This is a genomic window from Cytobacillus sp. S13-E01 (assembly GCF_029193815.1).
Lineage (GTDB): Bacteria > Bacillota > Bacilli > Bacillales > Bacillaceae_L > Bacillus_BV.
In genome coordinates, this window is record NZ_JARFVC010000002.1 from 105,011 (window position 1) to 128,068 (window position 23,058).

Annotated in this window: 23 protein-coding genes and 1 pseudogene; 5 read left to right on the forward strand and 19 right to left on the reverse strand. The window is 36.5% G+C overall.

Going from position 1 to position 23,058, the window contains the following annotated elements:
- Positions 1–102: 102 nt before the first annotated feature.
- On the reverse strand, positions 103–432 hold the full coding sequence (locus PY093_RS02400; protein WP_275644274.1) for an alpha/beta hydrolase family protein: 330 nt from the start codon (positions 430–432) through the stop codon (positions 103–105).
- 265 nt (positions 433–697) lie between these two features.
- Positions 698–1,906: a CAP domain-containing protein gene (locus PY093_RS02405; RefSeq protein WP_275644275.1), complete on the reverse strand. Its 1,209-nt coding sequence runs from the start codon at positions 1,904–1,906 to the stop codon at positions 698–700.
- A gap of 319 nt (positions 1,907–2,225) precedes the next feature.
- On the opposite strand from PY093_RS02405, the gene PY093_RS02410 reads away from it, so the two are divergent.
- Complete coding sequence (locus tag PY093_RS02410) at positions 2,226–2,435, forward strand: methionine aminopeptidase (RefSeq protein WP_275644276.1); 210 nt, start codon at positions 2,226–2,228, stop codon at positions 2,433–2,435.
- A gap of 398 nt (positions 2,436–2,833) precedes the next feature.
- On the opposite strand, the gene PY093_RS02415 is transcribed toward PY093_RS02410, so the two are convergent.
- From PY093_RS02415 to PY093_RS02430, 4 genes are all read right to left on the reverse strand, one after another.
- Positions 2,834–3,235 (reverse strand): MaoC/PaaZ C-terminal domain-containing protein, encoded by a 402-nt coding sequence (locus PY093_RS02415; protein WP_275644277.1) that lies wholly within the window; start codon positions 3,233–3,235, stop codon positions 2,834–2,836.
- Positions 3,232–3,681 carry a MaoC family dehydratase N-terminal domain-containing protein gene (locus tag PY093_RS02420; RefSeq protein WP_275644278.1) on the reverse strand — a complete coding sequence of 150 codons (450 nt, stop codon included), beginning with the start codon at positions 3,679–3,681 and terminating at the stop codon, positions 3,232–3,234. Before PY093_RS02420 ends, PY093_RS02415 begins: the two co-directional genes overlap by 4 nt.
- 22 nt (positions 3,682–3,703) lie before the next feature.
- Positions 3,704–4,468, reverse strand: coding sequence for a 3-oxoacyl-ACP reductase FabG (gene fabG, locus PY093_RS02425; RefSeq protein ID WP_275644279.1), 765 nt, complete (start codon positions 4,466–4,468; stop codon positions 3,704–3,706).
- Positions 4,469–4,536: 68 nt separating this feature from the next.
- Positions 4,537–5,712, reverse strand: coding sequence for an acyl-CoA dehydrogenase family protein (locus PY093_RS02430; RefSeq protein WP_275644280.1), 1,176 nt, complete (start codon positions 5,710–5,712; stop codon positions 4,537–4,539).
- A gap of 239 nt (positions 5,713–5,951) precedes the next feature.
- Between PY093_RS02430 and PY093_RS02435 the strand changes: the two genes are divergently transcribed.
- Complete coding sequence (locus PY093_RS02435) at positions 5,952–7,238, forward strand: SulP family inorganic anion transporter (protein ID WP_275644281.1); 1,287 nt, start codon at positions 5,952–5,954, stop codon at positions 7,236–7,238.
- An 80-nt stretch (positions 7,239–7,318) separates the two neighbouring features.
- Here the strand turns inward: PY093_RS02435 and ggt are convergent, their stop codons facing one another.
- The 11 genes and pseudogenes from ggt to hutU all read right to left on the reverse strand — a co-directional run bounded on the left by ggt (position 7,319) and on the right by hutU (position 19,746).
- The gene (gene ggt, locus PY093_RS02440) at positions 7,319–8,884 is read right to left on the reverse strand and encodes a gamma-glutamyltransferase (RefSeq protein WP_275644460.1); all 1,566 of its coding nucleotides are present in this window, start codon (positions 8,882–8,884) and stop codon (positions 7,319–7,321) included.
- Positions 8,885–9,012: 128 nt separating this feature from the next.
- On the reverse strand, positions 9,013–9,396 hold the full coding sequence (locus PY093_RS02445; protein WP_275644282.1) for a tripartite tricarboxylate transporter permease: 384 nt from the start codon (positions 9,394–9,396) through the stop codon (positions 9,013–9,015).
- Between the two features lie 11 nt (positions 9,397–9,407).
- The gene (locus PY093_RS02450; RefSeq protein ID WP_275644283.1) at positions 9,408–10,070 is read right to left on the reverse strand and encodes a tripartite tricarboxylate transporter permease; all 663 of its coding nucleotides are present in this window, start codon (positions 10,068–10,070) and stop codon (positions 9,408–9,410) included.
- Between the two features lie 825 nt (positions 10,071–10,895).
- Positions 10,896–11,120, reverse strand: a pseudogene (locus tag PY093_RS21345) (tripartite tricarboxylate transporter TctB family protein); the annotation flags it as partial.
- Between the two features lie 18 nt (positions 11,121–11,138).
- Complete coding sequence (locus PY093_RS02455) at positions 11,139–11,360, reverse strand: hypothetical protein (RefSeq protein ID WP_275644284.1); 222 nt, start codon at positions 11,358–11,360, stop codon at positions 11,139–11,141.
- Positions 11,361–11,918: 558 nt separating this feature from the next.
- Positions 11,919–13,454: a histidine ammonia-lyase gene (gene hutH, locus PY093_RS02460; protein WP_275644285.1), complete on the reverse strand. Its 1,536-nt coding sequence runs from the start codon at positions 13,452–13,454 to the stop codon at positions 11,919–11,921.
- A gap of 301 nt (positions 13,455–13,755) precedes the next feature.
- Positions 13,756–14,208, reverse strand: coding sequence for a hut operon transcriptional regulator HutP (hutP, locus tag PY093_RS02465; RefSeq protein ID WP_275644286.1), 453 nt, complete (start codon positions 14,206–14,208; stop codon positions 13,756–13,758).
- Positions 14,209–14,341: 133 nt separating this feature from the next.
- Complete coding sequence (locus tag PY093_RS02470; RefSeq protein WP_275644287.1) at positions 14,342–15,673, reverse strand: YjiH family protein; 1,332 nt, start codon at positions 15,671–15,673, stop codon at positions 14,342–14,344.
- A 101-nt stretch (positions 15,674–15,774) separates the two neighbouring features.
- A complete protein-coding gene (locus PY093_RS02475) occupies positions 15,775–16,773 on the reverse strand; it encodes an agmatinase family protein (protein WP_275644288.1) in 999 nt (332 codons plus the stop codon).
- Positions 16,770–18,047, reverse strand: coding sequence for an imidazolonepropionase (gene hutI / locus PY093_RS02480; protein WP_275644289.1), 1,278 nt, complete (start codon positions 18,045–18,047; stop codon positions 16,770–16,772). The genes PY093_RS02475 and hutI overlap by 4 nt, the downstream gene beginning before the upstream one ends.
- Positions 18,048–18,078: 31 nt before the next feature.
- Positions 18,079–19,746 (reverse strand): urocanate hydratase, encoded by a 1,668-nt coding sequence (gene hutU / locus PY093_RS02485; RefSeq protein WP_275644290.1) that lies wholly within the window; start codon positions 19,744–19,746, stop codon positions 18,079–18,081.
- A gap of 279 nt (positions 19,747–20,025) precedes the next feature.
- Here hutU and PY093_RS02490 point away from each other — a divergent pair, with 279 nt between their 5' ends.
- From PY093_RS02490 to PY093_RS02500, 3 genes are all read left to right on the forward strand, one after another.
- Positions 20,026–20,247 carry a helix-turn-helix domain-containing protein gene (locus PY093_RS02490; protein WP_275644291.1) on the forward strand — a complete coding sequence of 74 codons (222 nt, stop codon included), beginning with the start codon at positions 20,026–20,028 and terminating at the stop codon, positions 20,245–20,247.
- Positions 20,248–20,385: 138 nt separating this feature from the next.
- The gene (locus PY093_RS02495; RefSeq protein WP_275644292.1) at positions 20,386–20,496 is read left to right on the forward strand and encodes a putative holin-like toxin; all 111 of its coding nucleotides are present in this window, start codon (positions 20,386–20,388) and stop codon (positions 20,494–20,496) included.
- Positions 20,497–20,732: 236 nt separating this feature from the next.
- The gene (locus PY093_RS02500) at positions 20,733–20,927 is read left to right on the forward strand and encodes a hypothetical protein (RefSeq protein WP_275644293.1); all 195 of its coding nucleotides are present in this window, start codon (positions 20,733–20,735) and stop codon (positions 20,925–20,927) included.
- A gap of 280 nt (positions 20,928–21,207) precedes the next feature.
- On the opposite strand, the gene PY093_RS02505 is transcribed toward PY093_RS02500, so the two are convergent.
- Complete coding sequence (locus PY093_RS02505) at positions 21,208–22,482, reverse strand: hypothetical protein (protein WP_275644294.1); 1,275 nt, start codon at positions 22,480–22,482, stop codon at positions 21,208–21,210.
- Positions 22,475–22,999, reverse strand: coding sequence for a sigma-70 family RNA polymerase sigma factor (locus tag PY093_RS02510; RefSeq protein WP_275644461.1), 525 nt, complete (start codon positions 22,997–22,999; stop codon positions 22,475–22,477). Before PY093_RS02510 ends, PY093_RS02505 begins: the two co-directional genes overlap by 8 nt.
- Positions 23,000–23,058 lie beyond the last annotated feature (59 nt).

Here is a 23,058-nt window from a genome sequence, read left to right on the forward strand (position 1 = left end):
TTTGTCATTCTTATTACATGAAATAAGAATTCAAATTTAATAAAAAAAGGACCTTAGTAATTTATTTCTACTAAGACCTTTGTAAAACCCGCATTTTTTGCATTATGTTATAATAAAATAGGGACGATCTAAGATGTTTTCCCTAATAAAGTAATTGTCTAAAAACAATAAAACCTTTTCTTCATATTCTTCCTTAAAATAATAATAGGTACGGATATGTCCACCTTTTGGAGGTATCCATAATTCACTATTTTGCGAACTCTCATGAATACGCTGTGATTGATTATACGGAATCGCACCATCTTTTACACTATGAATTAAGAATAATCCTTTGTTAGGAGGATAATTTCCTGCAGCAGCAATTGGCTTAACCTCACTTCGTTTTATTTCTGAGATTAAATAGTCGGCAATTTTCGTGAAACCAATTGCCAAAAATTCTGATTTCAAAACAAACGATAGATAATATTGGCATTATTGTTTCAATTCATCAAGAACTGCTACAATCATATGAAGAGCATTATACCCATTCATCTAAAATTATGTTATTAGACGATTATATTTATAAACCTATTAATCAGCTTACCTTGAAGAGAGGATGGTCACCATCTTCCTTCGTACATATGCATTCATTTTAGCAATTTCTCTTATTAAATCTCAGGAAAAAGAACCGGTAAAAATAATACCGATTCCATTTTTCTTATTTCCCTATGAACATCTGTGTCCAATGGTTCCCACTTTTTTGGTAGCCAACACCAATATGTGTGAAGTCTTTACTTAATATATTTTTGCGGTGACCTTCACTATTCATCCAAGCTTGTACTACCTGTTCTGGTGTTGGTTGTCCTTGTGCAATATTTTCACCAGCAGTTTTATATGTCACACCAAAATCCCTCATCATATCAAACGGAGATCCGTATGATGGACTGGTATGTGAGAAATAATTGTTTTTTTGCATATCAGTTGATTTTTCACGAGCAACATTACTTAAAGTAGTGTCTGCTTGTAGATCTGGCAAGCCGTTTTTACGTCTTGCTGCGTTTGTCAATTCAATAACTTTTGCTTCTGCCGCACTGATACCTTGTGCAGGAGCTGTTTGTTTTGAAGGAGTAGCAGACCCCCCACCTTGTTGTTGTTGATTCTGTTCAGTTGGCGCTTTTTGTTGCTGGGCAGGTTGCTGTTGTTGCTTTGGTTCCTGTTGCTTCGGTTGTGCAGGTTGCTGCTGCGCTGGTGCTTGAGATTGTTGTTGTTCAGTATTATTGTTTTGTTTTTGCCGTTGAAATGAAAAGTTTTTTTGTTGATCGTTTCCTTTACCATGCTTTATAAATTTATACTTTGCTTCTTGAACTTTTACTGCTTTTGTATGTGGGTATTTCGAACTTGGAATATGTGTCTTGTCACTTGAGATTGTACCATTTTGATTTTGGTCACCTGTTAAGAAATTATCACCTAAATCTCTGTCATTGAAAGTGAAAGTTCTGCCGTTTTCTTGTCCTTTGTTTCGTGCATTATTTGTAAATAATCCATCATCGTCACCATTATTTCGGTCATTGTTACCAAATAACCCATTATTTCCATTGTTTCGGTCAGTGTTACCAAATAATCCATTATCTCCATTGTTTCTAGCGATATTGTTGTTACGTGTTCCAAACATACCATCATCACTATTTGTATTCCTCGTACCAAACAACCTGTCATTATCAGTAACATCGTGCCTATCGCCAATCAAACCATTATTATCTCTTGTGTTAAGTATATCATCGTTATCGTTGTATCTGTTTTCCAGGGCACCAAATCCATTATTCATATTGTCATCTAGGGCATTGTCCGCATTATTATTACAAGCCACAAGTCCAATAAACAGGATGCTTGTAATGGTAATGGTAATGAGTATCTTTTTCTTTATCAATATTGACGCCTCCTTTAACTCGATTTGTAATGTTACACACTTATGTTTCTTTTTTTATTGAAAAAGTATTAATGGAAAAAAACGAGAAAAGTTTCGGAATTCATATTACAAAGATATTGGAAGCAAAATAAGACCAAAACCGTAGTAGGATTTGGCCAATTCTTTATTGTTTCACTTTTTTAAGTACTTGGATAGTCGTTTAAACAAAAATTTATACTTACTTTTATGAATAAAAACCCTTTATTTTCCACAACATAAGATAGATAAAGGACCATACCATTCGTTTATTTTTAGAACTGGATAAAAAAGAGGTGTTATTATGGGTTTATTAAATTCTATGTCTGATTGGTTTTCTTCACGACATGAAAAGAGAATGCAGGAAATGGAAAACTTAGGTCGTTGTCCAATTTGTAATGGGAAAGGCTTTAGTTCCTTTTCAATGTATGAATACTACTATTCAGAGCCAATCGAATGTTCCGGGTGTTATGGAAGTGGTATGTTTACAGATTGGAATGAAGCAAACCAATGAACAAAAGCGCAAGGCGCCCGCTTATCGGCGACAAGCATAAGACAAGCCGGCTGGAAGGTTCTTCTTTAACCTTTCGGACGGATTGTTCGAAATGCGTAAGCGCCTTGGTCAGAAACGATAAAACTGGAGACTCCGACGAAAGAAGCGTTTTTTGCTTCTGTAGGAGGAGTTGAAGTTTCCCCTCGTTTCTAGGCGCTGGAGCTAGACAGGCTTATACCATAGAGCCGGGTGGCGCCTGGAGCTGGACGTAGATAGACAAAGACTCGAAGTTATACACAACCTTACAATTTTGTAATTTCCTAAACAAAGAAAAAAAGCGAGTTTACCACTCGCTTTTTTTGGTTATTTTAGAATTTATATCCTTAAATTTCGAATACATTAGTGCAACGACGCTTCATTTAATATTTTTTAAACGAAACATTACCTTTAATAACTTCCTTGTCATCCTGATTCACTGCTACTACTGCAAAATTTGTTCGAGTTTCATCCGTTTCGAGCACTTTTGCTTTTAGTGTAATAACATCGTTTAGATATACCATCCCTCTAAATCTGATTGTATAGTTTTCGATAAACCCCTGTTCATAATAAGGAGTGAAAAGCTTTGCTAAATTTCCCATTGTCCACATTCCATGAGCAATAATGCCAGGTAAACCAGCTTTAATGGCTTCATCATCGATTGTATGAATCGGATTATAATCACCCGAAGCACCAGCATATTTAATCAAATCTATTCTAGATACTGGTGATAGTTCAGCATCATCAAGTGAATCTCCAATTTGAAGTAATTCTACATTTTTCACAGTCCCATCACCTTTCTAACAGTTTCATTGATGATGACGACCATTTCTTCTGTAAAGATATTGTTACCTTGTTCATCATCACCATATCTTTTTAAAACCAAGAACAACATTGATCCATTACTTCCCTTTTTTTCAAAGAAATTTTTCACTTCAAAATAACAGACTATTTCCTCACCAACAAGCAAAGGTCTGTTGTAATGATAAATTTGTTCTCCATGAATTAACCCTTTATTAGGAAGTTTTAAGTCTTCAATCTCACCGTAATCGAATACCCTAGGAAAGGTTGGTGGCGCAATATTGTTTTTATACCTTGAGTTTCTACCCGTTTCTTCATCAGTATAAATAGGATGAAAATCACCAATCGCTTCAGTGAACTTTTTTACAGCGCCACTTTCTACGATGTTTTTAACTTTATTCGATCTCTTTCCAATACATTCTTTCAACATGTAATCACCTCATCTTTAGGATTTACGTTTTTGGTCCACCTGCAACATAGATAACTTGGCCATTAACAAACGATGACTTTTCATCCGCAAAGAACGCCACTGCGTTCGCAATATCTGCTGGTTTCCCGCTTCGACCAACTGGAATTGTCGCTACACTCGCTTTAATTAACTCCTCAAAAGGTATACCGATTCTTGCTGCGGTTTCTTTTGTCATCTCTGTTTCGATAAAGCCTGGCGCTACAGAGTTAACGGTAATTCCATATCTACCAAGTTCGATTGCTAGTGTTTTGGTTAGCCCTTGCAAACCAGCTTTTGCAGTTGCATAATTGGCTTGCCCACGGTTTCCTAGTGCGGATGTAGAAGAGATATTAATTATTCTTCCATATTGGTTTTTAACCATATATTTTTGTGCTGCACGTGCAACATTAAATGAACCCTTTAAATGCACATCCATAACAGTTTGCCAATCTGAATCCGTCATTTTAAAGAAAAGATTGTCTCTGATAACCCCTGCATTATTAACAAGGATATCAACAGAACCAAATTCCGTAACAACCTCTTCCATTACTGCTTCTATCTGTTTTGCATCAACAACATTGGCAACCTTTGAAAATACCTCATAGCCCTTATCCAATAATTCAGTCGTAGCCTGATTTAATGCTTCCTCATTTATATCAATAATAGCTACTTTTGCACCTTCCTGGGCAAATTGTTCAACAATTGCTAGTCCAATACCTCTACTTCCACCAGTAACAAATGCAACTTTCCCTGAAAATCTTCCTGTCATGATCTGTTCCTCCTTAGTAATCTTCTGTACTACAACCATTCGACGTACCTGCACGGGATTCCTACTTATTAGATAAATTGTCCCAGTTTTACATTTCCTTTTAATAGATTTCTAGCAATAATTAAACGTTGAATTTCATCTGTACCATCATAGATTCTCCAAAGCCTGGCTTCACGGTACCAGCGCTCGATTGGAAGTTCTCTTGTATAGCCCATTCCACCATGGATTTGAAGGACGCGGTCCACTACACGATTGCCCATATTTGAACCATATAGTTTAGCCATGGACGCTAAGTGGCGGTTATCTTCCCCTTCATCTAGTGTAAATGCAGCATTAAGAACGAGCCATTTTGCTGCTTCAATTTCTGTTGCTGAGTCGGCAATTTGCCACTGAATGGCTTGTCTTTCAGATATTGGTTGCCCGAAGGTTACACGTTCCTTCGAATAATCGATTGCCATTTGTAATAAACGTTCTGCTGCACCAACTGCACGCGCTCCAACGATCCACCGTGCAAACCCAATCCATTCAAGTCCAAGCTTATATCCACCATCCACTTCACCTAATATATTACTCTCTGGAACTCGAACATTATCAAACACTAACCCAGCAGGGCCCCATTCACCCATTGTATGAATATATTCTGATTTCCAGCCCATATCACGGTCAACTATGAAGCACGTAGCTCCATCTCTCCCAGTTGCTTGATGCTTTTCCTTATCTGTTATCGCAATAACCATTACAAAATCTGCTTCATTACCACCTGTAATAAACGTTTTCTCACCATTTAATACCCATTCATTACCATCTTTTACAGCTGTCATTTTAATGTTTCTCGTATCAGAACCTGCACCCGGTTCTGTCATTGCAAAGCATGACTTTTTCTCACCGTTAATTGTAGGTAGGAGGTATTTTTTCTTTTGCTCTTCGTTTGCATAATAAAGGATGTTGTCTGCAGATCCTCCAAATTGAAAAGGAACAAAGGTTTTTGATGTTTCCATCATGACAATGGCTAACATCATTTGGCCAAGATCAGCTCCCCCATATTCGTCTGGTGTGTTAATCCCCCAGAAACCAAATTCTTTTGCTTTTAGCTGCAATTCTTCGATCTTACCTTTAGGTAGACTTGGTTTTCCTTCTCTTTCGTTTCTTAAAACATCATTTTCTAGAGGCATTAATTCATTTTCAACAAACTTGCGAATTGTTTTTTGGACCATCCGTTGCTCTTCTGTTAACCGTAAATACATGAAATCATCCCCATTCATTTGTTGTTTCTATTTTTAGCATACCAAACGGTTAGTATGTATACCATCATTTTATTAGATATTTCAGAAAATAATAGTGTTTTTTTATTTTTTTTGTAAAATTAATTAATGTTTATTTAAAGTTAATAAGAATAGTCAATTGCCACTCTTAGTGAATAATCTAGTAATTATAAAAATATACAAGTATATGAGATGATATTTTTGATTTGGAGGGTATTTTATTGATTTCTAAACTATTACCAGGGTTAAATATTCTTACTCAATACAGCCGGAGCTATTTAACTGGCGATATAACAGCAGGTATAATTGTTGCTATTTTATTTATTCCTCAAAGTATGGCCTATGCTGTTATTGCTGGAGTCCCTCCAGTTATAGGATTATATGCAGGGACCTTTCCGCTACTTGTTTATGTGATATTTGGGACCTCTAGACACCTATCTGTTGGCCCCGTTTCAATCGTTTCTATTCTTGCTTTTTCAGGTGTTGCAGCAATCGCTGAACCTAATTCAACACAGTTAATTAATTTCATTATTGCCCTAGGTTTAATGGTTGGATTCATTCAGTTATTCATGAGTTTAATTAATATAGGATATCTTTTCAATCATATTTCTCACGCTGTCATTGGTGGATTTACATCTGCAGCTGCTATTGTTATAGCCGTTAATCAAGTTGATTCAATCCTTGGTATCACTCTATCATCTTACAAAAGCTTCGATGTGTTTATAAGCGAAATCTTGGCTAAACTTCCGCTACTAAACCTTTATAGTACTGGAATTGGTCTGGGGAGCATTGTTCTATTGGTTCTTTTTAAAAAATATCTGAAATTAGCATTAGGACCCTTACTTGTTATAGCAATCTCTACATTATTTGTTGCTACCTTTCAGTTACATCAAGCAGGGCTGAAAATTGTTGGGAATGTCCCAAAAGGCTTACCAGAGTTTACTTTCCCAATCTTATCTATACAAGACCTTCAGCTATTACTACCAACTGCCTTTGCAATTGCTTTCATTTCATTCCTTGAATCGTATGCTGTCGCAAAAGCGGTTGCAGAAAAGGATAATGCCCAACTTAGCGCAAACCATGAATTAGTAGGAATCGGGCTCGCTAATATAACAAGTACTTTAGTCGGCTCAATCCCCGTCGCAGGTGCGCTGTCTAGGACCGCTGTGAACTATCAATCAGGAGCAAAAACAAACCTATCATCATTGATAACAGCATTACTAATTTTTACTACTTTATTGTTATTTACATCTTTCTTTTTTTATTTACCAAAGGCGGCATTAGCAGCCATAATCATCGTTGCTGTTACAAATTTGATTGAATTCAAACAGTTTGTTTTACTGGTTAGAACAACGCCTTTCGATGCATTCATTTTCATCATCACTTTTATTGGTACATTGTTAGTTGACATATTTTTTGGTTTGCTCATTGGTATAGTTTTATCTATCCTATTTTCATTATTAAAAAAGACAGTATTCCAAATTGCTTACAATAAATCAAAAAATTGAAAACACTCCTTATCATAGTTCAAAATCAACTATGATAAGGAGTGTTTTCTTTATATTAATTTATTAAGTTTCCTTTTATATTACCAAGCAACAACTGTTCCATCTGTTCGAGGCTCTGAGCCACCTGATAACACCCCTGTCTCTGGATCTCTTATGATAATTTGTCCTCTTCCAAAACTAAGACTATCAACCTTTTTTACTATCCGATGACCCTTTCGACTTAACCCCTGTGCTATGTGGTCTGGAAAGTGAGGCTCAACTTCAATCGTGTTGTCACTAACCCATTTCCAGCGTGGAGTATCTAAGGCTGCCTGAGGGTTCAAGTTAAAATCAATCAGATTCATAACCACCTGTACATGTCCTTGAGGCTGCATAGCGCCTCCCATCACACCGAAAGGACCTACTGGTTGGTTATCTTTGGTTAAAAAGCCAGGAATAATAGTATGATATGTTTTTTTTCCAGGCTCAAGGCGGTTAAAATGATTTTTATCTAGAGAAAAGGACCATCCTCTGTTTTGTAGGCTAATTCCTGTTTCTGGTACCACAATACCAGATCCGAATCCCTTAAAGTTACTCTGGATGTAAGATACCATATTACCTTCATCATCGGCTGTTGCAAGGTATACTGTTCCACTCTGTAAAGGAGTACCTGGCAGAGGTTTAATAGCTTCTTCGGTAATAAGACTCCTTCTTGTTTTTGCATAGGTATCAGATAACAATTGTTCAATCGTAACGCCCATATGATGTCGTTCAGTTATGTATTTTAATCCGTCTACATAGGCAAGTTTCATTGCTTCAATTTGTTTATGATACGTATCAATCGAGTCTTTCTCTTCAATATTTAGTTCTTTTAGTATATTTAGTGCCATGAGTGCAATCATTCCTGATCCATTTGGAGGGATTTCCCAAACATCATAACCTTTATAGTTCACCTTAATAGGATCCACCCATTCAGTTGAATATGAAGCAAGATCTTCTTTCCTTAGAAAACCTCCATTCTGTCTTGAAAAAATATCTATCTTATCTGCAAGCTCTCCTTTATAGAAGGATTGCGCATTTGTTTCAGCAATTAACTCTAAAGTCCGGGCGTGATCTCTTGAATGCCATATTTCACCCACCCTTGGTGAACGACCTTCAGGTGCAAATGTCTTGAACCATGGTTTAAATTCTTCTCCTTTTTTCTGTATATATTGAGAATATGCTTCTTCCCACATATGGCTTAAAACAGGTGATATTGGATACCCTTTTTCCGCATATTCAATCGCAGGCTCTAATACATCTTTTAATGTGAGCTTTCCAAAGCGGTTAGATAACGCTGCCCAAGCAGCTGGAGCCCCTGGGACTGTGACAGGAATTAATCCATGTTTTGGCATTTCCACATGGCCTCGCTCTTTAACAGCATCTATAGAAATAGCCTGTGGTGAAGGTCCACTAGCATTTAAACCATGGATTTCACCCTTTATCCAGACAATGGCAAATGCATCTCCCCCGATGCCATTGGATGTCGGTTCAACAACGGTTAATGTTGCAGCAGTAGCGATTGCCGCATCAATTGCATTTCCTCCTTTCTTTAAAATATCAAGTCCTACTTGAGCTGCCAACGGCTGTGAAGTCGCTACCATGCCACGCCCTCCAAATACTGTCATCCTTCTGGATGGAAAAGGGTAGTATAAAGAATCAAAATTCAACACAATTATAATCTCCTTATCTATAAAGCTGTAGTTGCTAGCAATGTTTAATTGGAACATTTCAAACCTTATTCGTACTTCTTAATCTATATTTTAGATCGATTTATCTTTCTATTTTGCTTAATTGATACAATTATAGAGGCCAAAGCAAACAAGAAGAACAACGCTGAAAGCGGCCTCGTAAAGAATGTTAACCAACTTGGATCTAGTTCAAGTGCACGAAATATTTGATTTTCTAGATTGTTACCAAGTACAACTCCAAGAATTAATGGGGTTAATGGAACTTTCGCCTTTGCTAGTAAATAACCAATGATGCCAAAAACAAATAAAACCCAAATATCAAATACATTATTATTTAGTGCAAAGGCTCCAACTGCACAAAGCATTAAAACAATAGGAACCAACACTTGTTGGGGCACTAGGGAAATTTTTGCAAACCACCTTATTAATAGAAACTGTGAGCCAAGCATTACAATAGCACTTACAAAGAGACTAACATAAATAGAACCAATGAGGACGGGACATTTTCCATCAATTGAGCAAATGCGAACACACCTATCATAACTGGAAGCATTTCAAACCCTCCAGCAAATTCAGGAATACCAAAGTCAAAACGTATATTTCCACTTCGATCCAGCCCAATTGTTGCAATAAATAAACCGAATCCTGCCGCTATTATTCCTTTGATCATGGCGCCATTTGATAAACTTGCAACGAGTGTTAGAGCAAAAATAATCAATGCTGTAATTTCCCAAGGACGAAAATTCATGCTGAATTTCGCGATTAAAGGTCCAAAAACAACTAACACAATAACACTCAGGATTGTACCAATAAACGAGGCTGCTACACCTATGCCAAGCGCTCGTCCAGGTTCTCCTTTAGTGGCCATCGGATAACCGTCGTAGACCGTCGTTATTGAAGATGGTGTGCCTGGTATTCCCAGCATAACCCCCGAAACTAAGCCACCAGAATACCCACCCACAAATACCCCTATCATAACGGCCAAACCGTTGATTGGATCCATTGCAAAAGTAAATGGAAAGGCAACAAGTATAGCCATTGTAATTGTAAATCCAGGAATACTTCCCCCAATAATTCCAAATTTCACACCAATTACAATTAACATCATCGTTGTTAGATTCATTACCTCGCCAATTGCTTCAATAAAAAAGCCACCCATATTTTACTAAGTAGTTCAGTTTTCTTGGAGAAACACTGTAAATGGCATATGAGTTAGCATACCTTTTAGCACATAAAACGAATGGTTGTTTATGTTGTTTTATCAATGTTTATAAGATAGTAATACTAAAATAGCATAGCAAAAAGCACCCCAAATAACACCTTGACAATGGATATTGTCATCGTGCAATTTAGGGTGCTATTTTACTTACTATTTGGCATGTGATTTTAATCTGCTCCAAGAAAACTAAATGGCTATAAATGCTATTAGCAGATACGAAAGATGGGAAGATGAAGATTGAGCAACCAGTGATAGAAAAATAAGGGGAGATTTTACTGTTAGATGCAGATTAGAAGTGGTTTTTGGGGGATATAAGGTGAGTTTTTCCCTCTATACAAAGCAAAGCTACCTATTTTCACGTTTTTCGAGTCAAATAAGAGGAATTTCTCCCTCTATTTAAGCTGTTTTCAGTACCATTTTGCTAATTAAGGGGAGTTTTTCCCTCTATAAATCTCAATTAGCAGAGAACCTAGTTTCATTATTTAAAAATGCAAAAGTTTAACGGGAAATCGGCTGTTCAACTATTCAGCGATTGGATGCGTTAATCGAATAAGAACAACATATTTAATAGTAAAAAGCTTGGGATATCCCAAGCTTTTTTGGTTTGTTATTTGTATTGTTAATTCACGTGTTATTTACGTTACGAAAACGTATGTTATTTAGGCTGCGATTTTAAGTTTTCTCCACATTATCTGAACTACTTAATATTTTACCTCCTTTCTTTTTCTGTTACGGTAACCATACATTTAAGCCATAGTTAAAAATTGTAAATACAGATAGAGTCGCGATGATAGTGACCAATAGATTCAATAGTAATTTGTTTTTATTTTTAAATCCCATCAAAATAGACTGTGAAACAAATAGATAAAGAGCGGTCGCGATAATAAATCCTACTTTAGCAAGTATCAACACATATATTCCAAAACTTACAAAGAGTAAAATAACTTTGTAGTGTTCCCGCCAAAGCGTTTTCTAGTCTTTAACCTTTCTTTGTTCTGCAGTTGTCCTCTTATCTCTAAAAGAATTAATGAATAAAAATATGGCCAAAACACCTATAACCAAAAGTAAAACTCTTGGATAGAACGCTGATCCATATGCTTGCCAGTTTGATTTTTCAGCAATCTTAAAGGTCTCAACAAACATTACAATAGTAAATAAGCCCGTTAAAAAAGCTAAAGTACGATCTTTTGTCATTTTCCTCACCCCTTACAGTTATTGAAATTTTTTTAAAAAAGGAAGACGAAGAGGTGAACGTGCTATATAGTACATTAATCTCTTCGTGTTTCCTTGGAGGTTTAGCGTTTTTTATTTTTTAAAATCAAGTCCTTCTGCTAATTCTGCTAAAGCAGCTTCTTGTTTATCGAGAAATATATCAGCCTAATTGCTTAGAAAACTTCGGAAGGGGGATAGTGAGTGTTGAAAGTCACTTAGACCCACCGCTGATTTATAAAAAGAGTAAAGAATGTAGTTTTTTAATATTAAGCAATGTTTTAGAGGATTTTTTTGAGTATACATATTTAAGCTTAGAAAGAAACATTATACACTAGCTGATATATTACAAGTAGTCGATACTAATTTCAGCAAAAAAGCTTCCGAAAATAGTTATAAAAACTACTTGGAAGCTTTAAACCAATTAATATCTAATTTATTCCACACTTGAGATGCAGTACCCCCATCTCAAAACTTGGAGAATGTGAGGAATTTAGAGGTGGATAAAGAAACCTCCCACTGATTGAAGGATCACTTTATTGTTCAACTCATAACTTGGACATCACTCATTCTTTTTTTTTCGTTTAAAAAATTCTCTAAGTCTAGGTCTTTTAACCATTCGGACATGTTCTCAATATCTATTGAAAAAACACGATCCTTTACAATCGACGGAATAACTTTACGTCCCTCTTCATAGATAGTACGAGTCAGTGGTGACATCTTTTCAACCCCTCGGTATTCTACTGCCTGCATTGCACAAATGAATTCAATCGCAAGAACTCTTCGGACATTAGTAATCACTTGGTATGCATGGCGTGAACCGATTGTTCCCATACTAACATGGTCTTCTTGATTAGCAGATGATGGGATTGAATCAACACTCGCTGGATGTGCCAATGTTTTATTTTCTGAAACTAACGAAGCCGCTGCATATTGCATGATCATTGCACCAGATTGCAAACCAGGTGATGGGCTTAAAAATGGTGGTAGATCATTCAACTGTGGATTAACCATTCGTTCAATTCTTCGTTCAGAAATGTTTGCTAACTCCGCCATTCCAATTTTTAAAAAATCCATTGCAAAGGCAATCGGTTGACCGTGGAAATTACCTCCTGATAGCACTTTGTTACCACCATCGAAAATTAGTGGATTATCTGTTGCTGCATTCATTTCAATTTCTAGCTTTTCACGAACATAGGCTAACACTTGTAGTGAAGCACCATGGACTTGAGGAATACATCTTAAAGAATAGGCATCTTGTACTCTTAATTCTCCTTGACTAGTAATCAATTGACTTCCTTCTACTATTTCACGCATTCTTGCCGCCACTTCTATTTGTTCCTTATAGCCTCTTGCAGTATGAATATCTTCATCAAACGCATCAATGATTCCTTGAAGGCCTTCTAGTGTTAATGCTGAGATAAAATCAGCTTGGAATGCAAGATTGGATGCTTCAATATAGTTAACTAGCCCCATTGCTGTCATTGCTTGTGTACCATTGATTAAGGCCAAGCCTTCTTTTGCCTTTAATGTAATTGGGTTTAGGCCTGCAATCTTAAATGCTTCGACAGTTTTCATTCGCTCATTTTGAAAATGAACTTCTCCCTCACCAACTAAAACAAGTGCAATATGGGAAAGAGGCGCCAAATCTCCACTTGCTCCTAATGAACCTTGTTGGGGCACAATCGGGTGAATTCTAAGATTTAGTAAGTCAATTAATAACTCCACGACATCTCGTCTAATTCCTGAAAATCCTTTTAATAAAGCATTAGCCCTTAGCAATACCATTGCTCTTGAGACTAACTCAGGAAAAGGTTCCCCCATCCCACAGGCGTGACTTCTAATTAAATTGATTTGTAGTTCATCGACATCATTTTGGTTAATGAAGACATCACTAAACTTTCCAAAGCCCGTTGTGATTCCGTACACTACTTTCTGATTAGCTACGATATCATCGACAGCTTTCCTACTAGCATCCACCTGATCCCATACATTTTCAGGAACTTCTACTTTTTCAAAATCATAAATAATATTCTTAGCCTGCTCAATTGTTAATGAATTTCCAGTAAGTTTTAACATGTAAACTCTCCTTAGTATGATTGATTTTTAGCAAGAACAAAAGCGCAGGGCGCCCGCTTATCGGCGACAAGCATAAGGACGGATCATTAAAGAAGGTGGTTTTTCCTTCTTAAAGGAAATGGCTTATGACCTCAGGTCCGATGGCGCCCGGAGCTGGACGTAGATAGTCAAAGACACGAAGTTATACAAAACCTTACAATTTTATAAATTCCTTAGCAACAAAAAAGGAGCCATACCAAAATAATGATTTTTAAAAACCATTAATTGGTACAGCCCCCTATTAACTATTTACTTTGGGCTTTTAGATATGATTTATTCCTAGGCCGATCGCCTCGTGTTCGGCTCCTTTTACAGGAGCACCGATCGTTCCGTAAAGAGCAACTGCAATCCATTCGCCTTCTTCTTCTGAAAGATATGGTTTACCCCTAACGACTGAAAAGCTTAATCCCACAGATCTTAATACAGTCCCAAGCAGTACTTGCCCTCTTGTCACACCATGAAGCGCCTCCATTATTGCATGATATAGTGCGTGGGTTTCACGATAAACATCGGTTTCAATAACTCCATTTCTTTTAGCAGCCGTCTCAATCGCAGCAACTATTTTATTTGTTTCCATGGAGCCTGTTTTACCTTGGCAAAAAACAAAGCCTTGCAATCTTAAATCTTTAATGTATTCTTGACTTACTTCTTCTGAGCCAAAAAGTGCTAAATGCATTGCATTTTTGCCGATGCGTAAATCTGGCTTCACATTCATTGAAATAATCTCACTATTCTATGTTTATTTTAGTCTTACAAACTAATATCTATTGTCTTATCTATAATTTTATAGATGTACAATTGGATTGTCAATGTGAATAGTTAAAATATTTTAACTATTCTTTTCATACCTAAAGAAATATATATGCAATGGGTGTAGCGATAATTAAAGTCAAAATGGTCCTTTCAATCCAAAGAACTAATAATTTAGGGATACTTATTGGAATGTCGGTTGATAAGATACAAGGAATTAAGGCTGAGAAAAATAATATTGCCGAAACTGAGACAACAGCCACTACAAATTTTGTGATCATTGGTGCATCAACAACCAATAGTGCTGGTAAGAACATTTCAGCAATCTCAATTGCAGATGCTTTAGCTGCTAATAATGGTTCAGGAATTTGTAAAAGGAATGTGAATGGATAAAAAATATAACCAATGATGTCAAATACAGGTGTAAATTCAGCAAGTACTAGACCTAATAAACCTACTGACATAATCGACGGAAGAATACTCATTGTCATAATAAACCCATCTTTAAGATTTAAAGATATGTTTTTTAATAGACTAGGAGATTTCAGTGATGCTTCCATTGCATACTCCCAAGCTGTTTTCAGACGATTCCCCTTGATGATTTCTTCAGGGTTACCTTTTCCTTCATAATACTCTTCACTAATACTGTTTAATGGCCAAATTCGAACTGTTATCGCAGTTACTAGAAAAGTGACAATCAAAGTTGACCAGAAATAAACATTCCAAATTTCCATTAAACCTAAAGTCTTAGCGACAACAATCATAAAGGTAGCTGAAACAGTTGAAAAACCTGTTGCAATTATAGTTGCTTCTTTTATTGTGTATTTTCCTTCTTTAAAAACTCTATTGGTGATGAGTAGTCCAATTGAATAACTGCCTACAAACGAGGCTACCGCATCAATAGCTGACCTTCCAGGTGTTTTCCATATAGGCCGCATGACAGGTTGAAGTATAACTCCAATAAATTCAAGCAATCCATAACCCACAAGTAAGGCCAAAAATACGGAACCAATCGGTACTAAAACACCTACTGGAATAACAAGTTTTTCATATAAGAATGGCCCCATGCTCGGTTCAAACAACCAGGCTGGACCTGCTTTAAATACTAGCATCACTGCAACAACCAAACCTAGAACTTTTAATAATGAGAAGACTGTGTTTACATTATTTTTGTTCCACGTTTTTGTATAGAACGGATAAATCGCACCTAGAAAAATAACAATCAAGGCATAGTATGGTACTGCTCCAGAAAAAGTAGTATTTATCCAAGTAACAATGTGATCAAGCGGAATGGACGATTTCTCTCCAACCGTGATAGGGATGAAGAACATAAAAATTCCAATTGCACTAAATAGAAAAAACTTTACTAAATTCGAACCTGTGTTAAGCTGTGGGTTTTGATTCAAATTCACATTTGTGTTATTTTCCATACTTAATCCCTCACTTTCATAGATTATTTAGCTTTATATCAAAAGTATATTCTCTAGTCTAACATTTCAGAAAACTTTCATCAGAAAAGTAGTAAATTTCACTACTTTTCTTGTGTTCTCATCAAATACCCAGTTAAAAATGATAGCATCACATGTACACCAGCTTTTACTGTTGCATCCCCAACGTCTTTGTTCGGATCAAGACATACGATGTCCATTGCTTTTACCTTAGAACAAAGACCAGCAATGGTGACCGCTTCGAACAATTCATCTGTCCTCATCCCGCCAGGTGTAGCAGCAGGTGCACCTGGCGCCATTCCGATATCTAGTACATCCATGTCAACTGTGAGATAGATTGTATCCACTTTTTTAGATAGTTCATTAAGTGCTGCTTGAACTGTAGCTTCAATACCACGTTTTCTAGTTTCTCTCAACGTGGTGTAGTTAAGTTTCACTTCATCGGCATACTGCTTTAACGATTTGGAATTAAAAAAGCCATGTAGTCCAATATTGTAGACATTCTCCCCTTTTACATTTCCACTCTCAATCAAGTTTCGGATTGGAGTACCATTTGCTGGCCCAAATTCTTTCAGATCACGAAGATCAAAATGGGTATCAAATTGAAGAATACCTATTTCCTCACTTTTGTGAACGTTTTTCCAACCTTTGATAAGCATTGCAGTAATCGAATGATCCCCACCAATCATGATTGGGAGTGAATTTGGATGATTAGATTGCATTCCTTCCATCGCTTCGATAATGTTGGTATGGCATAATGAAATATCTGTTACATGCTGGCGAACATCACCGAGGTCGACTACTTTTAGACTCGAAAGGTCAACGTCATAGTCAATATTATAAGTAGAAAACGATTTCCAGGCTCTGCGCATTGCGTCAGGGTTTTCACTTGCAGCTGACGCACTTATCGAAGAACGCGAGAGTGGGATGCCCAGTAGCGTTACGTCATACTGGGACCAATCTGGTGTTTCACTCTCTTTTAAAGTAGATACCCATTCATTTACCTTTGGTTCTACAATTTCTTCACTCATTCTCCACTTAAAGTTAGGTGGATTTAATAATGGATAGGGATATTGATTCATACCAACTGCCCACCTTGAACAACCATTTTGCCACCTTTAATAACTGAATCTGTATGATTCATCCCGTAGTGATAGACTAATTGATAAAAGTTAGGGACGTTAAAAATTGTAATATCAGCTTTTTTTCCTTTTTCAATACTTCCTACTTCATGACCTCTTTTAATGGCATGTGCCGCATTTATGGTTGTAGCTGTAAGAACCTCGGCTGGAGTCATTCCCATTTTTAAGCAACCTAGATTCATAATAAACGGTAAGGAAATAGTCGGTGAGGAGCCAGGGTTTGAATCCGTTGATAACGCAACAGCTACACCTGCATCAATCATTCTTCGACCATTTGCAAAATCAGCCATTAAGAAAAATGCTGTGCCAGGGAGAAGGACTGCGATGACACCATGCTCCGCCATTGCAATGACACCCTCATCTGACACGCGTAATAAATGATCAGCTGAAACAGCACCAACTTCTGCTGCAAGTTCAGCGCCAGCATATGGTTCAATTTCATCAGCATGAATTTTAGCTAATAAACCATGATCAAGACCCGCTTCTAAAATTCGTTTTGATTGCTTTGGCGTAAACACACCACGCTCACAAAATACATCATTGAATTCAGCTAAACCAAGTTCAGCAACCCTTGGAATCATCTCATTAATCACTAAATCGACAAACTCATCAGGATTTTCTTTAAAATTAGCCGGAACGGCATGTGCACCCATAAAGGTACTGACAATATCTATTGGATGTTGTTCATGTAAGGTTTTGGCAACTTCTAATTGCTTCAATTCATGCTCCCAAGCTAAACCATATCCACTTTTCGCTTCAACAGTTGTTACTCCATGAAGTAAAAATTGATCCAATCGTTTGTAGCTTTGTTCATATAGTTGTTCATGTGTGGCTTCTCTAGTTGCTTTAGTTGATGAATGGATACCACCACCAGCATTCATAATTTCCATATAGGTTGCGCCTTGGAGTCTCATATTAAATTCATTTTCACGACTACCAGCATGCACAAGATGCGTATGAGGATCGACAAGGCCTGGCGTCACAATTTTGCCAGTAGCATCGATAACATATGCTTCTTCTAAGCGTTCTTGAAACAGCTCTGCTACCTCTTTGTCAGTTCCTACAGCTTGGATTATGCCATGTTCAAGCCATACGCTTCCATCTTCAATAATATGAAGTTCATTCATTTCGTTACCCTTTAGAGGCGCGCTAGAACTATTTTTCAAGGTAATTAATTGGTTAGCATGACGAATAAAGATTGGTTTTTGTATCATCTCGAAGCTCCTTTCTTAAATCTTATTATTACTAATCTAGCATCGGAATCTTGATTCCTTTTTCTTTCGCTGTCTTAATGGCTAAGTCATAGCCAGCGTCTGCGTGGCGTACAACACCCATACCTGGATCTGTTGTTAAAACACGTTCAAGTCGTTTTTCTGCTTCTTTCGTACCGTCTGCTACAATAACCATTCCTGCGTGAAGGGAATAACCCATTCCTACACCACCACCATGATGGACAGATACCCAGCTTGCTCCACCAATACTATTAATCAGAGCATTTAAGATTGGCCAGTCAGCGACTGCGTCACTACCATCTTTCATCGCTTCTGTCTCACGGTTAGGTGAAGCAACAGAGCCTGAATCCAGATGGTCACGTCCGATAACTATTGGTGCTTTTAGCTCCCCACTTGCTACCATGTCATTGATGATTTTTCCAAATCTTGCTCTTTCACCGTAACCTAGCCAACAAATTCGGGCAGGAAGTCCTTGGAATTGAATTTTTTCCTGTGCCATTTTAATCCATTTACATAAATGCTCATTGTCACTAAATTCACGAAGAATCACTTCATCTGTTTTATAAATATCCTCAGGGTCTCCAGATAATGCTACCCAACGGAAAGGACCCTTCCCTTCACAGAATTGCGGGCGAATATAGGCTGGAACAAATCCAGGAAAATCAAATGCATTTTCAACGCCTTCGTCTTTTGCTACCTGGCGAATGTTATTTCCGTAATCAAATGTAACTGCACCAAGCTTTTGCATCTCAAGCATCGAACGAACATGTTTCGCAATGCTCAGCTTTGCCTTCTCAACATAGACTTTCGGTAAACGACTCTTTAATTCTGCTGCTTCGTCTAACGTCATCCCATCTGGCGTATAACCATTGAGCGGATCATGTGATGAGGTTTGATCTGTTAATATATCAGGTACAAAGCCCTTTTCAACCATCATTGGTAGTAGTTCTGCAGCATTTCCTAAAAGCCCAATTGATAACGGTTTTCCTGCACGTTTGGCCTCTAATGCCATTTGAATAGCTTCATCTAGGTTTTCTGTCATTGTATCTAAATACTTCGTATCTAAACGACGCTGAATTCGCGTACGATCAACTTCAATTGCAATACAAACGCCATCATTTAATGTGACCGCTAAAGGCTGAGCTCCACCCATACCACCTAGTCCAGCCGTTAATGTAATTGTCCCTTTTAATGTTCCGTTGAAATGCTGACGTCCACATTCGGCAAATGTCTCATATGTTCCTTGGACAATTCCTTGGCTTCCGATGTAAATCCAGCTTCCTGCAGTCATTTGGCCATACATCATTAATCCCTTTTTATCAAGTTCATTAAAATGATCCCAGTTTGCCCATGCTGGAACGAGATTTGAATTTGCGATTAAAACTTTTGGTGCATCTGTATGTGTTTTAAAAACGGCAACAGGCTTACCTGATTGAACAAGTAGTGTTTCATCATTTTCCAAATGTAGAAGCGTTTTCACTATCGAATCATAACTTTCCCAATTACGTGCAGCCTTTCCAATCCCACCATACACAACCAAATCTTCCGGACGTTCTGCAACATCCTCATTTAGATTGTTCATTAACATTCTAAGTGCGGCTTCTTGAATCCATCCCTTTGCATGTAGCTCAGAACCACTATAATTTTCTATTTTTCGTTTTTTAGTTTCATTCGTTTGCATTGTTATCACCCTTTTTTTATATTTTTCTGATAGTTTAAGTGTAACGTGAGTATGGGGATGATAAATAGATAACGAAGATTCAAATTTCTATACTATTTATAGATTAATTATTAGTAATAAAGCGCTTTCAATAATATTCCTATAAAATATTTAGATAATGATATTTTTTTTCGGTTTTTTACTGTTATTAAGCAAAAAATGCTAAATCTTAAAAAAAATACATTTTATAAAATTATAACAGAGTATGAGTCATTATGAGTTCGATACAAAGGAAGAATAATGAAAATAGATACCTATGGCTATAAGATTAGACAACTACGACATTCAAAAAATATTACACAATCTCAACTTGCTAAGAAATTGGGTATGAGTTCAAATAGTATTAGTCGTTACGAGAACAATAAAAGAAGAACACCAGACATGGAAGTGCTAAATAAATTATCATTAATCTTTGATGTAAATATAGATTATTTTTCCCAAAGAGAACCAGGCACTAGATAAAAGGAAACTTTATAAAACCAATTAAAATCCTTATAAACATGGGTTTCTTGCTATTCGATATGGTATAATGTAGATAGGTATAATAGAAATATGTTCTTGGGTGAGAGTGCTTTTACCCCTTTTAGGGGGTGAGAGAGTATGGAAGTTTATCAAGCTTTGAGTTTGATGATAGGATTCGGAATGTTGATCATTGCAATCTTGGCCTTTCATAAAGACAAAAAAAAATCACCCTTGAGCCTAGCAACTTAGGGTGATTTTTTTAAAGAATATTGGTTTTAAAGGATTCTCCCTTAGAGAAAACTTCTATTATGCCAAACGGTAGGTGTTAGCGCACTTACCGTTCTTTTTTATTTTATGTTATCTTATTTATATTATAACAGTATTTTGAATAAATTCAAATATGGTATAGATATACCTGGTGATTTGCTTAAAATTATGGAGTAAAATAAATACATTTCATCCTACTGTAACCTTTAGGTGATAATATGACAATTGACCGAAGTAAATATTGTTTATACTGTATGAAAAGAGATAACAAAGTAAAAAGCTTAAAACCAGTCTATGATTTGACTGATCAAAAACTAGTTGGATATTACTGTGAAATTCATTACCCTGAGATTATTAAATTTCAAAATCTACAAGAAGCAGAAAGGATAACACCGTTTCTAAACGTGTTTTAAAAGAAACGACAAAGCCTGTAATAGATATCCGTAAAAAAGATGCACTTGAATTATTTAATGGGTGCGACTACTTACAAGTTGAAATTTTCAATGATAAAGTCATTGTCGAAGGTTACACAGAAGATAAGCAACAGTCAACTAGTTCTAAAACAACCGTTGTTTTTCACTTATAGGACATATACCCGTTCCGTATTACTTTTACTTTTTGCAACCACGCTTTAACTTTTTCTTTTAATAAAGAACAGAGCCACAATAGTTGTAGCTCTATAGCAGTTATTCCCTATTTTAAAAAATATCGTTCTACCGGAAATTCAAACTTCCATGGTCCTTTCAAAATTACTTCAGGTTGTTGGAATGTTACTTTTATTTTCTTCCTTATAGGTTCAATATCGAATTCAAGGTAAAGTATTTCTCCAGTACCATCACTAACCTTCACCATATGGCCCATTTCCTTTATCCTGAAATTGCGTAACTGCTTATCATTTTGTTCATCAAATTGAACATCAACATATACTCTAACCCTGTCTTCTTCGATCCGTTCAACTTTTGTTAGTTGTACTGGAAAACCTGAGAGTGTAAAGCTTTCGTTTAAATCAGCCTCAGTTTCAGGAATCGGTAAGGTAACTTTCTGTTCATCAGAATATACCACATAAATTTCAGGTAATGTAATCACATAGTTTTCTACTTCATTTTCTGCTAATTGAAAGTAGAACTCACTAACAGGTGCGGAAATCCCAGGTGAATTCTCGATTTCATACTCCTTACCAACGCTATCTTGGACGGAAATCATCTGTTCACGTGCATACATAGGAAAGAGTCCATAATCCGAAATCCTAAAATCCTTTGGATGTTGCGATATCAAACTAATTCTTAATTTATCAGCAACTCTTTGTGGTATCGCAACTATTTCTACACTATTTATGGTAGATATTTCACCCATATCTGTATAGCTTTCATATGATTTTGCTTTTTCAAGTGTTAATGGAATAATTATATCTTGTTTTCCTTCAAGGATAATTTGTGCCTCTTCAGTAATATCGAGCTTTCCATCATGCCAGTATGATGCTATCCATTCTTTACTACCAGAAAGTGTTTGGGAACTAGGAATAGAGAATTCTTTATATTCGTTTCCCTTTTCATTTACTATTTTTATATTTTGGCGTAATGGAGTATCATATCCCACTACATTTATCAATGTCATTTTTTCATCGATCATCATTCCTGTAACCATGATCCTTCCATTATCCAGCTCTAGCGTTACTGGTTTTTGAAGGATATATCTTTCAACTGGCATTTCTTCCTCATGAATAAGCCCTAGTCCCGGGACAAATTGAAGAGCCCTTTTAACTGCTGCTAAAACCTCTGTATGGAAAAAAGTTGCTGAAAATAGTAATAGACCTGCTAACACGGCTGCTAGAATTTTTTTCCTATTAGTAAAGACTCCAAATTTTTTTCTTTGTTCAAGTTTTGCTTGTTGAACACCTGCTATGCTTTTTTTGTGGAGACCAGGTGGAATTGGGATTTTATTGATCTCACTTTTAATTTTATTACTCATACAGCTGAACCTCCTTTACTTGTTGTCTTAATTTTTTCAATGAGCGGTATAATATCGTTTTCACCGTTCCTAAAGGAAGTTCTAGCAAATCTGCAATCGCTTTAATTGTATAATCATGATAATATCGAAGGATAATTACCTCTTTTTCTTGTTCTCCTAAAAACTCGATTAAATCTCTCAAGGTTAGTGAAAGTGGAATATCCTCCTCCTCTTGCTTTGCTGAAATAACTTCCTGATAATCTTGGTTAAGATGCACGATTTTTTTACGCTGTCTTAACAGATCGATTGAGCAACTAATGGTTATTCGTATAAGCCATGTTTTAAAGTACTCCGGTTCTTTTACATTCTTAATTGACTTAAAAGAGCGATAAGCGGTTTCTTGTACAACATCAAGCGCTTCCTCTTGATTTTTTAAATATACAAAAGCAGTTCTATAAATGTCCTCTTCGTACATTTGATACAATTCTAAGAACGCTTTTTCATTCCCCTTTTGGGCTTTTTTAACTAACTTAATAATCTAAATCACCTACTTCAATTCTCATTATACTAATTAGACGGTGCACATAAGAATTTGGC

Excerpts from the sequence above, each read along its gene's own strand:
- PY093_RS02410 (WP_275644276.1), top strand. The coding sequence starts at position 2,226 with ATGGGTTTATTAAATTCTATGTCTGATTGGTTTTCTTCACGACATGAA.
- PY093_RS02420 (WP_275644278.1), bottom strand. The coding sequence starts at position 3,681 with ATGTTGAAAGAATGTATTGGAAAGAGATCGAATAAAGTTAAAAACATC.
- fabG (WP_275644279.1), bottom strand. The coding sequence starts at position 4,468 with ATGACAGGAAGATTTTCAGGGAAAGTTGCATTTGTTACTGGTGGAAGT.
- PY093_RS02430 (WP_275644280.1), bottom strand. The coding sequence starts at position 5,712 with ATGTATTTACGGTTAACAGAAGAGCAACGGATGGTCCAAAAAACAATT.
- ggt (WP_275644460.1), bottom strand. The coding sequence starts at position 8,884 with ATGACAGTATTTGGAGGGCGTGGCATGGTAGCGACTTCACAGCCGTTG.
- PY093_RS02445 (WP_275644282.1), bottom strand. The coding sequence starts at position 9,396 with ATGCTTGGCTCACAGTTTCTATTAATAAGGTGGTTTGCAAAAATTTCC.
- PY093_RS02450 (WP_275644283.1), bottom strand. The coding sequence starts at position 10,070 with ATGAATCTAACAACGATGATGTTAATTGTAATTGGTGTGAAATTTGGA.
- PY093_RS02455 (WP_275644284.1), bottom strand. The coding sequence starts at position 11,360 with ATGACAAAAGATCGTACTTTAGCTTTTTTAACGGGCTTATTTACTATT.
- hutH (WP_275644285.1), bottom strand. The coding sequence starts at position 13,454 with ATGTTAAAACTTACTGGAAATTCATTAACAATTGAGCAGGCTAAGAAT.
- hutP (WP_275644286.1), bottom strand. The coding sequence starts at position 14,208 with ATGAATGTGAAGCCAGATTTACGCATCGGCAAAAATGCAATGCATTTA.
- PY093_RS02470 (WP_275644287.1), bottom strand. The coding sequence starts at position 15,673 with ATGGAAAATAACACAAATGTGAATTTGAATCAAAACCCACAGCTTAAC.
- PY093_RS02475 (WP_275644288.1), bottom strand. The coding sequence starts at position 16,773 with ATGAATCAATATCCCTATCCATTATTAAATCCACCTAACTTTAAGTGG.
- hutI (WP_275644289.1), bottom strand. The coding sequence starts at position 18,047 with ATGATACAAAAACCAATCTTTATTCGTCATGCTAACCAATTAATTACC.
- hutU (WP_275644290.1), bottom strand. The coding sequence starts at position 19,746 with ATGCAAACGAATGAAACTAAAAAACGAAAAATAGAAAATTATAGTGGT.
- PY093_RS02490 (WP_275644291.1), top strand. The coding sequence starts at position 20,026 with ATGAAAATAGATACCTATGGCTATAAGATTAGACAACTACGACATTCA.
- PY093_RS02495 (WP_275644292.1), top strand. The coding sequence starts at position 20,386 with ATGGAAGTTTATCAAGCTTTGAGTTTGATGATAGGATTCGGAATGTTG.
- PY093_RS02500 (WP_275644293.1), top strand. The coding sequence starts at position 20,733 with ATGACAATTGACCGAAGTAAATATTGTTTATACTGTATGAAAAGAGAT.
- PY093_RS02505 (WP_275644294.1), bottom strand. The coding sequence starts at position 22,482 with ATGAGTAATAAAATTAAAAGTGAGATCAATAAAATCCCAATTCCACCT.